This window comes from Dyella sp. 01N36 (assembly GCF_056399745.1).
This window is the reverse complement of record NZ_JBFTRY010000135.1, coordinates 1-9,953: the sequence shown is the minus strand read 5'-3', so window position 1 is coordinate 9,953 and position 9,953 is coordinate 1. Positions and strand designations below refer to the sequence as shown.

The 9,953-nt window shown below is 63.9% G+C and carries 9 protein-coding genes; 8 read left to right on the top strand and 1 reads right to left on the bottom strand.

The window, feature by feature from the left end:
- Positions 1-151: 151 nt before the first annotated feature.
- Positions 152-400, top strand: coding sequence for an STAS domain-containing protein (locus tag AC1DMG_RS16490; RefSeq protein ID WP_441604503.1), 249 nt, complete (start codon positions 152-154; stop codon positions 398-400).
- A gap of 74 nt (positions 401-474) precedes the next feature.
- On the opposite strand, the gene AC1DMG_RS16485 is transcribed toward AC1DMG_RS16490, so the two are convergent.
- Positions 475-1,323, bottom strand: coding sequence for an MlaA family lipoprotein (locus AC1DMG_RS16485; protein ID WP_477175044.1), 849 nt, complete (start codon positions 1,321-1,323; stop codon positions 475-477).
- A 202-nt stretch (positions 1,324-1,525) separates the two neighbouring features.
- On the opposite strand from AC1DMG_RS16485, the gene rpoZ reads away from it, so the two are divergent.
- From rpoZ to AC1DMG_RS16450, 7 genes are all read left to right on the top strand, one after another.
- Positions 1,526-1,816 carry a DNA-directed RNA polymerase subunit omega gene (gene rpoZ, locus AC1DMG_RS16480; protein ID WP_046972139.1) on the top strand — a complete coding sequence of 97 codons (291 nt, stop codon included), beginning with the start codon at positions 1,526-1,528 and terminating at the stop codon, positions 1,814-1,816.
- Between the two features lie 130 nt (positions 1,817-1,946).
- Positions 1,947-4,109: a RelA/SpoT family protein gene (locus tag AC1DMG_RS16475; protein WP_477180776.1), complete on the top strand. Its 2,163-nt coding sequence runs from the start codon at positions 1,947-1,949 to the stop codon at positions 4,107-4,109.
- A gap of 145 nt (positions 4,110-4,254) precedes the next feature.
- On the top strand, positions 4,255-4,638 hold the full coding sequence (locus AC1DMG_RS16470; RefSeq protein WP_477175043.1) for a RidA family protein: 384 nt from the start codon (positions 4,255-4,257) through the stop codon (positions 4,636-4,638).
- 80 nt (positions 4,639-4,718) lie between these two features.
- Complete coding sequence (gene recG / locus AC1DMG_RS16465; protein WP_477180775.1) at positions 4,719-6,836, top strand: ATP-dependent DNA helicase RecG; 2,118 nt, start codon at positions 4,719-4,721, stop codon at positions 6,834-6,836.
- A 176-nt stretch (positions 6,837-7,012) separates the two neighbouring features.
- Positions 7,013-7,939, top strand: a complete 927-nt coding sequence (locus tag AC1DMG_RS16460; RefSeq protein ID WP_477180774.1) for a nucleoside hydrolase — start codon at positions 7,013-7,015, stop codon at positions 7,937-7,939.
- 107 nt (positions 7,940-8,046) lie between these two features.
- Complete coding sequence (locus tag AC1DMG_RS16455) at positions 8,047-8,292, top strand: type B 50S ribosomal protein L31 (protein ID WP_046972144.1); 246 nt, start codon at positions 8,047-8,049, stop codon at positions 8,290-8,292.
- 256 nt (positions 8,293-8,548) lie between these two features.
- Positions 8,549-9,844 (top strand): citrate synthase, encoded by a 1,296-nt coding sequence (locus tag AC1DMG_RS16450; RefSeq protein ID WP_477180773.1) that lies wholly within the window; start codon positions 8,549-8,551, stop codon positions 9,842-9,844.
- Positions 9,845-9,953: the final 109 nt, after the last annotated feature.

Below are 9,953 nucleotides of genomic sequence, written 5' to 3'. Positions count from 1 at the left end.
TCGACAAGCTGATCAGCAACCTGGAAACCCAGGGTGACCAGGCGCTCAAGGAAATGGAGCAGGCCGACAAGGCGCAGCAGCCGGGCTCCAAGTCTTGAGCGTGGCTGGCGCACCCGTGCGCATCGATGAAGGCTCACCGGGGAGCGTACGCGTGTCCGGTGAGCTGACTTTCAGTACGGCGGCGGCGGCGCTCAGGGCGATTGATACGGCGGTGGCGCGCGACGGCCGCTCGGAGCTGGATCTGTCCGGCGTCACACGCAGCGACAGCGCCGGCCTGGCCTGCGTGCTGGCGGTGCTGGCGCAGTCGGCCGAGCGCGGGCGCAAGCTCAAGGTGAGCCATATGCCCGAGGGCATGCACCTGCTGGCCAGCGTGTGTGAGGTCGAAGGTCTCATGGCCTGAGCGTCACTCGACGCTGGGCCGGGGACAAAAAAAGGGGCCTCGCGGCCCCTTCTCTTTGGCTGGAGAAGGACGCTTCAGTCCTTCTTCGCTGCCGGCTGCTGACTCTGTGAGGCCTGCGGCTGCTTCTTTTCCCACTTCTGCTGCTCGTCGAGCAGCTCGTCCGGGTCGAAACTCTTGTCGTGCAGGCCCTGCAGCTGCTCGATCACCTCTTCAGGCGGGTTGCCGTAGTAGATCTTGTAGATGCGCTGCTGGCGATAGGCGTCGCGGATAAAGGCATACGGATCGTAGGCGGAGTTGAGGAAACTCTCCGCATCGATGGCGCTGGAGCGGATGGTCACCAGGTACATCAGCTCGGGCAGGTACTGCTGGCCGAACTCGTAGTGGTTGTTGCGCGAGAAATAGCTGATGGGGTCGAAGAAGTAGCCGTCGACCGGCACCTGCCAGAAGTCGCGCGCCGTGGTCGGCCCGAAGAAGGGCAGCATCAGATACGGGCCATCGGGCACGCCCCAGCGGGCGAGCGTCACGCCAAAGTCGGTATCGTCCAGCGGAATGCCAAGCTGGCTGGCCGGATCGAAGAAGCCGCCGATGCCCAGGGTCAGGTTCACCAGGAAGCGGCCGCTGCCCTGCAGCGCCTGCTTCGGACGTGCCTGCAGCAGGTCGTTGGCCACGGTGATCGGCATGCGGATATTGGTGAAGAAATCGGCCATGCAGCGACGGATGGTCGGGTTGGTCACCTTGCGGTAACCCACGGCGACCGGGCGGATGATCGCCTTGTCCAGGTCGTTGTTGAAGGCGTAAACCTTGCGGTTCATGTGCTCGTACGGATCATCGGTACGAGGCTTGGCGATGCTGCAACCAGCAAGCAGGGCCACGGCGACCAGGGGCAGGCTGCGCATGGCGAGAGAACGGAAGGCGGACGGCATGGAGGCGACAGTCCTGGAGGGCCGGAGGGAGTACAATATTGTACTGTTGGGTTTTTTATTATGTACAGGCCCCCTTTAGTGTCAGGGCGCCAGGCTGCAGGCGGTGTGAACCCCGCATCATAGAGCCTTGCTGCATTGCCAGCAAAGCCGCCGCTGGCTACACTGACAGGTGATAAGTCGTTTTATTTTCTGAGGATTTCAGATGGCCCGCATTACCGTCGAAGACTGCCTGCAGGTAGTCGACAACCGCTTCGAACTGGTGCTGATGGCGACCAAGCGCGCCCGCCAGCTCTCCAAGGGTGCCGAACCGGCAGTGCATCCCGACCACGATAAGCCGACGGTGCTCGCCCTGCGCGAAATTGCCGACCGTCGCATTGACCAGGCCACGATCGACGAGATCGACAAGTCCGAGCGCGAGCGCGCCGAGCGTGAAGCGCTCGAGTGGGCTGCGGCCGAAGTGGACGACGATCTCTCCAAGGGTGGAGATGACTGATGGAGGGCGGCTGTAGCCAGCAACGCCCCGGCGCCGGCTCGTCCGGCGCTTTGCGCTGCGGGCTTCATGTCGCCACCCTCGCTTCCCTTAAACGAAGCGAGGCGGTCGCCTGAGCGGGGACCGAACAACCATGCCGGCCGTCACGGACTCCACCTTGGATACGTCGACGCTGCCGCCGTACGTGTTGGCTCTGAAAGAGCGCGTGGCCTACCTGCCCGAATCGCAGGTGGCCCGTGTGGTGCGCGCCTACGAAGTGGGCGCCGTGGCGCACGAAGGGCAGGCCCGCAAGAGCGGTGAGCCCTATATCACCCATCCCGTGGCGGTGGCCGGCATCCTGGCCGAGCTGGGCATGGACGCCGAGACCATCATCGCGGCGATCCTGCACGACACGCTGGAAGACACCTCGCTGAGCCGCACCGAGCTCGCCGGCGAATTTGGCGAGACCGTCGCCGAACTCGTCGATGGCGTCACCAAGCTGGACAAGATGAGCTTTTCCAGCCGCCAGGAGGCCGATGCGGAAAGCTTCCGCAAGATGCTGCTGGCGATGGCGCGCGACCTGCGCGTGATCCTGATCAAGCTGTCCGACCGCCTGCATAATATGCGCACGCTGGGCGCCAAAGATGCGCCGTCGCGTCGCCGCATCGCCCGCGAAACGCTGGAAATCTACGCGCCCATCGCGCAGCGCCTGGGCATGAACAAGTTCAAGGCGGAGCTGCAGGACCTGGGCTTCCGCGCGCTTTACCCCGATCGCTACCGCGTGATCAGCGAGCGCATCCGCGCCGCGCTGGGCAATCGCCGCGAAGCGATGGGCAAGATCGAAGCTGCGTTGTCCACGCGCCTGAGCGCCGAACACATCACCGCCAAGGTGGTGGGCCGCATCAAGTCGCCGTGGAGCATCTATTCGAAGATGCGCAACGAGCACAAGAGCTTCGCGCAGCTGATGGACGTCTACGGCTTCCGCGTGGTGGTCGACTCGGCCATGAGCTGCTACATGGCGCTGGGCGCCGTGCACGGGCTGTACAAGCCGGTGGACCGGCGCTTCAAGGACTTCATCGCCATTCCCAAGGCCAACGGCTACCAGTCGCTGCACACCGTGCTGCTGGGGCCGTTCGGCGCGCCGATCGAAGTGCAGGTCCGCACGGCGGAGATGGACTCGGTAGCCGAGCGCGGTGTGGCGGCCCACTGGGCGTACAAGACCGATTCGGGTCCGGCCAATAGCGCGCAGGCGCGCGCCCGCGAATGGCTGTCGTCGCTGGCGGACAGCCAGGCCAACACCGTTTCGTCGTCCGAGTTCATCGAGAACGTCAAGATCGACCTGTTCCCGGAYGMGGTCTAYSTGTTCACGCCGCGCGGCGACATTCTCGCGCTGCCGCGCAATGCCACTGCGCTCGATTTTGCCTATGCCGTGCACACCGACGTGGGCGACCACGCCGTGGCTGCGCGCGTGGATAAAAAGCTCGTGCCGCTGCGCACGCGCCTGGAATCGGGCCAGCTGGTGGAAATCATTACGGCGCCGTCCGCGCTGCCCAATCCGGCCTGGCTGGAATCGGTAGTGACCGGCAAGGCGCGTACGGCGATCCGCCAATACCTCAAACATCTGCAGCATGAAGATGCCGTCGACTTCGGCCATCGCATGCTCGATCGCGCACTCGATGCACTGGGCACCAGCCTTGATGYGATTCCGCCCGCCGTGCTGGATCGTTTCCTGGAAACCTCCAAGCTCAAGCGTCTGGAAGAATTGCTGTCGGACATCGCGCTGGGCAATCGCATCCCGCATCTGGTGGCCAGCCAGCTGGTGGCGGCGCGCGGCAAGAAATCCTCCGATGTGCAGCAGTCGCCGCATGTGATGGAGAAGATCCGCATCACCGGTGCCGAGCGCGGCGTGCTCAGCTTCAGCAATTGCTGTCACCCGCTGCCGGGCGACGAGATCATCGGCTATCTCTCGTCGGGCAAGGGCATCGTGGTCCATCGCGTGGAATGTCCCAACGTGGTGGAACTGCGCAAGTCGCCCGAGCGCTGCGTGGCGATCGAGTGGGATCGCGATGTGCAGGGCGATTACCGCGCCGAACTGCGTATCGAAGTCATCAACCGCCCGGGCGTGCTCGCCACCGTGGCGGCGGCCATCGCGGCCGCAAACTCGAACATCGAGAACGTGGAATACGTGGAGCGCGACGCGGCCGCGGCCACGCTGTTGTTCGCCCTCGAAGTGAAGAACCGCAAGCATCTGGCCGAAGTGATCCGCCGCGTGCGCCGTACCGGCGTGGTGAGCGGCGCCTACCGTTATCCGCTTTGAGAGCGGTGAATCGCAAATAGTCAGTGGTGAACAGGGCGGCGCTCGGGCGTGTCCGCTTCTTTTAGCCTGCTCGATGTCTGGCTATGATCCCCAGTCCGTGAGGCGCACAGCTTCCATCCCCGATTCCCTGTTCGGAGAACCAACCATGTCCCGCAGCATCATCACCACCGACAAGGCGCCTGCCGCCATTGGTCCGTACTCGCAGGCTGTGCGCACCGGCAATACGGTGTATTTCTCGGGCCAGATTCCGCTCGATCCGGCCACCGGTCAGATGGTGGAAGGCGATATCGCCCTGCAGGCGCGCCAGGTGTTCGTCAACCTCAAGGCGGTCGCAGAGGCTGCTGGTGGCTCGCTGGAAGAGATCGTGCGCGTTGGCATCTACGTGACCAACCTGGGTCACTTCGCCACCGTCAACGAGATCATGTCCGAGTATTTCCAGGCACCGTTCCCGGCGCGCTCGACCATCGAAGTGTCTGCGCTGCCGAAGCTGGCGGACATCGAAGTAGACGCCATCATGGTGCTCGACTGATCGAACCGCACGCCCCGCGCTGACAGGTGGCCGCGTGCGGCCGGCTGCAGCGCGAGGGTGGGCTCGGTTAGGCTTCGTCGATGCCGCCCAGTCGCGCCAATGCCGCCACGATACTTTCCGACCCCGGCGCCACGCCGGTATCGGCGTTGCCTGGTGTCGGCCCGGCGTTGGCGGAAACGCTGGCGCGTCTTGGTCTGGAGCGCGTGCAGGACCTGTGGTTCCACTTGCCCCTGCGTTACGAGGACCGTACCCACCTCACTCCCATCGCTGATCTGCGTCCCGGCGAGCGCGCACAGGTCGAGGGCGTGGTCGAGGCAGTCGAACGCGGGTTTCGCTATCGGCCACAGTTGAAGGTAGCCATTACCGACGGCTCGCAGCAGACCCTGGTGTTGCGCTTCTTCCATTTCAATCGCAGCCAGTCCGAACAGCTCAAACCCGGCACGCGCCTGTTGTGCTACGGCGAAGTGCGGCAGGCGGCGCTCGGGCTGGAGATGGTGCATCCGCAGTACCAGCGACTGAGCGGCGACGAGCCTGCGGTCGTCGATGAATTGCTGACGCCGGTGTATCCGACGACCGAAGGGTTGGGGCAGAAGCGGCTCGCCGGCGTGATCGCCAAGGCGCTGGCGCTGCTGCCGCAGGATGCGCAGCTGGAGCTGATACCCACCGAGCTCTGCGTCGCCCACGGCTTGACCTCGCTGCGCGAAGCGCTGCTCTATGTGCATCGTCCGCCGCCGGATGCCCATCTCGGCCAGCTGACTACCGGTCGTCATCCCGCGCAGCAAAGATTGGCGTTCGAAGAATTGCTCACCCAGCACCTCAGCCTCAAGCGCATGCGAGCGGCGGTGCGTCGGCGCCATGCGCCGCGCCTGCCCGGTACGGGGGAGCTGCGCGAACGGTTGCTGGCCAGTCTGCCGTTCGGACTCACTGGCGCGCAGCAACGTGTGAGCCAGGAGATTGCCAAGGACATCGCCCAGGGCAGCCCGATGTTGCGGCTGGTGCAGGGCGACGTCGGCAGCGGGAAAACCATCGTAGCCGCACTCGCTGCTCTGGCTGCGGTGGAGTCGGGCCAGCAAGTGGCCTTGATGGCCCCCACGGAACTGCTTGCCGAGCAGCATCTGCAGCACTTCCGCCATTGGCTGACGCCGCTGGGCATCGAAGTGGCATGGCTTGCCGGCAAGGTGACGGRCAAGGCGCGCCAACAGGCTTTGCAGCGGGTGGCATCGGGTGCTCATGTCGTGATCGGCACACACGCCCTGATGCAAGAGGGTGTGTCCTTCTCGCAGCTTGGGTTGGTGATCGTGGATGAACAGCATCGCTTTGGCGTGCAGCAGCGCTTGTCCTTGCGCGACAAGGGCGCAGACCATGAGAGCGGCCTGGTGCCTCATCAATTGGTGCTGACCGCCACGCCGATTCCACGCACGCTGGCCATGAGCGCGTACGCGGATCTCGATGTATCGGCGATCGACGAGCTGCCGCCGGGCCGCACGCCCGTCCAGACCATCGCGATTTCCAACGCGCGCCGCTTCGATGTGATCGAACGCATTCACGCGGCCTGTCTCGAAGGGCGCCAGGCGTACTGGGTGTGTACCCTGATCGAAGAATCCGAACAGCTGCGCGCGCAGGCTGCCGAAGTGGCGCACGCGGAGTTGTCATCGGCGTTGTCCGATTGCCGCATTGGCCTTATCCACGGGCGCATGAAGCCCAAGGAAAAGCAGGCTGTGATGGATGCCTTCAAGGCAGGCGAACTTTCGGTGTTGGTCTCCACTACCGTGATCGAAGTGGGTGTGGATGTGCCCAACGCCAGTCTGATGGTGATCGAAAACAGTGAACGACTCGGGCTGTCCCAGTTGCACCAGTTGCGCGGGCGAGTGGGGCGAGGGGCGATCGCTTCGAACTGCGTGCTGCTGTATCAGCCACCGCTTGGCCAGCTGGCGCGCGAACGCCTGCAGGTCATGCGTGACACGAATGACGGTTTTCGCATCGCGGAGAAAGACCTGGAATTGCGCGGCCCCGGCGAAGTGCTGGGCACGCGGCAGACGGGCCAGCTGAGTTTCCGCATCGCCGATCTCTCGCGCGATGCGCATCTGCTGCCGGCCGTGCAGGAGGTGGGTGCGGTGCTGTTGGCGCATCATCCGCAGCAGGCCGAAGGGCTGATCGCGCGCTGGATCGGCGCTGCCGCCCGTTACGCACATGCCTAGCGAGGAGCACTCTCCCTGTGGGAGCGCACCCTGTGCGCGACAGCCTTTCGCCGGCACCTCGCAGGACGAGTCGCGCACAGGGTGCGCTCCCACAATAAATTGCGCTGCCGATTGACGCTTGCGCGCGTCCGTAGAACGCCTAAGCTAATCGGTTCGCTCCCTAACGCGAGTTCCCCATGACCCAGCTGCAACTGTTGATCGACACCGACCCGGGCGTAGACGATGCGCTCGCCATCCTGATGGCGCATGCGCATGCCGACGTACTCGGACTGACCATTGCAGCGGGCAATGTCGGCCTCGCGCATACGGTGCGCAATGCGCGCACGCTGGTGGATCTGGTGGCCAAGCCGACGCCGGTGTTCCCGGGTTGTCCGACGCCGCTGGTGCGCATGCCGGAAGAAGACGCCGTGCACGTGCATGGCACCGACGGCCTTGGCGACGTCGGCTTTCCGGAGCCGCGCAGCGTGGCTGCCGATGAGCACGCCGCGCATGCACTGATTCGTCTTACCCGCGAACATCCCGAGCTGACCCTGGTGGCTCTCGGGCCGCTGACCAATCTCGCGCTGGCCGTGCGTCTCGACCCCACCTTGCCGCAGCGGGTGAAGCGCCTGGTGATCATGGGTGGCGCGGTCACCGGGCTGGGCAACACCGGCAAAATTCCCGCCGAATTCAATATCGGTTTCGATCCCGAGGCAGCGCACGTGGTGTTCGAGGCCTTCCCGATGTTCGACCTGGTCGACTGGGAAGTGGTGCTGCGCCATGCCTTCGATGACGAGGAATTCAATGGCTGGATCGCTGCAGGCGACCAGCGCGCGACCTTCTTCGAGCWGGTGTTCGGCACGGCGCGTACGTTCAATGCCAAGCGCGGCCGTCGCGGCGTGATCGCGGCGGACGCGCTGGCGATGGCGGTGGCGATCGATCCGGCCATGGTGACGCGAGCCGAAGAGCGCCACGTCGCCGTCGAAATGGATGGCCGCCTGACCCGTGGCGCCACCGTGGTGGACTGGACCGCCAGGCTGGGCCGGCCGGCCAATGCGCGCATCGTGATGGAGGTCGATCAGGCCCGGTTCGGCGCCATGGTGCGGCGGGCGCTGGGCGCCTGAACGGCTATAATCGAGGGCTCCGCCGGTCCAAGTCCCTGAGCGACTTGCCAATGGGGGCGACCCATGGTTAAAATGCCGCTCTTTTCACCCACCGCTTTGAGTCAGTCATGAAGCCCGATATCCATCCCAATTATCGCCAGGTGGTGTTTCAGGACCTGTCGTCCGATTTCGCGTTCCTGACGCGTTCGACGATTTCCTCGAAGGACACCGTCAAGTGGGAAGACGGCAACGAGTACCCGCTGGTCAAGGTGGATATCTCGAGCCATTCCCATCCGTTCTACACCGGCAAGCAGAAGTCGCTGGACACCGGCGGCCGCGTCGACAAGTTCCGTCGTCGCTACGCGCAGAAGTAATCGCGCGAAGTCTCTGCTGTCACGCTGCGGCCACGCAGCGTACGCAAGCTGAAACGCACGGGGCGAGCTGATGCTCGCCCCGTGCGTTTTTGCGTCCGCCCATCCGACCATCCGCTAGGGCATGTTGGCGGGACGATATGCGATAATCGGCGGCGAGGTGTCGCAGCCATCCCCCCACGCGACATCAACCCTACCTCGTCGGCCATCGCCTTCGCGCGACACGTCGGCGACGACATAAGCGTGAAGGAGGTTTTCCGTGTCCGATTCCAAGATCGTCAAGTTGGTGGATGAGTCGACCAACCGCAGCAGTGAACTGCCCCTGCTCAGCGGCACGTTAGGTCCCGCATGCATCGACATCGGAACGCTGTACAAGGACACGGGACATTTCACTTACGACCCGGGTTACGGCAGCACCGCCAGCACCAAGAGCGCCATCACCTATATCGACGGCGACRAAGGCGWRCTGTTGTATCGCGGCTACCCSATCGAGCAGCTGGCCGAGAAGTCGAATTTCCTCGAGACCTCCTACCTGCTGCTCAATGGCGAGCTGCCGAACAAGGATCAGTTCTCCAAGTTCGAGCACGACATCACGCACCACACGATGATGCACGAGTCGCTGAAGGACTTCTTCAAGGGTTTCCATCACGACGCGCATCCGATGGCCATGCTGGCCGCTTCGGTGGCTTCGCTGTCGGCCTTCTACCACGACGATATCGACGTGGATAATCCCGATGACCGCAAGCTCGCTGCGATCCGTCTGATCGCCAAGATGCCGACGATCGCCGCTGCCTGCTACCGTTACTCGATCGGCTGGCCGTTCCGCTATCCGCGCAACAACCTCGAGTACGTCGACCGCTTCCTGCACATGATGTTCGAAGTGCCGAGCGAGCCGCTGGAGATGAGCCCGGTCGCCGCCAAGGCGCTGGACCTGTTGTTCATCCTGCACGCCGATCACGAGCAGAACGCCTCCACCTCGACCGTGCGTCTGGTCGGTTCCACCGGTGCCAACCCGTACGCCTCCATCGCAGCCGGCATCACCGCGCTGTGGGGTCCGGCCCATGGTGGCGCGAACGAAGCTGTGCTCAAGATGCTCGAAGAGATCGGCACCGCCGACAAGGTCGAGACCGCCGTCAAGCGCGCCAAGGACAAGAACGACAACTTCCGCCTGATGGGCTTCGGCCATCGCGTCTACAAGAACTTCGATCCGCGCGCGAAGATCATCCGCGAGATGTGCCACAAGGTGCTCAACGAGCTGGGCGTCAACGACCCGCTGCTCGACGTGGCCATGAAGCTGGAAGAAGCCGCGCTGAAGGACGACTACTTCGTCGAGCGCAAGCTSTACCCGAACGTCGACTTCTACTCGGGCATCATCTACAAGGCCCTGGGTATCCCGACCGAGATGTTCACGGTGATGTTTGCCATCGCCCGCACCTCGGGCTGGATCTCGCACTGGATCGAGCAGCATGAAACGCCGGGATCGCGTATTGGTCGTCCGCGCCAGATCTATACGGGTGCTGACGTGCGTAACTACGTGGCTAGCGACAAGCGTTGATTCGCTCGGTCATTGAATGAAAAAAGCCCCGGTTTTCCGGGGCTTTTTTTGTGGGTATCGGCAAGATTGTGTCGCGCACAGGGTGCGCTCCCACAACAGCCCTCATCCC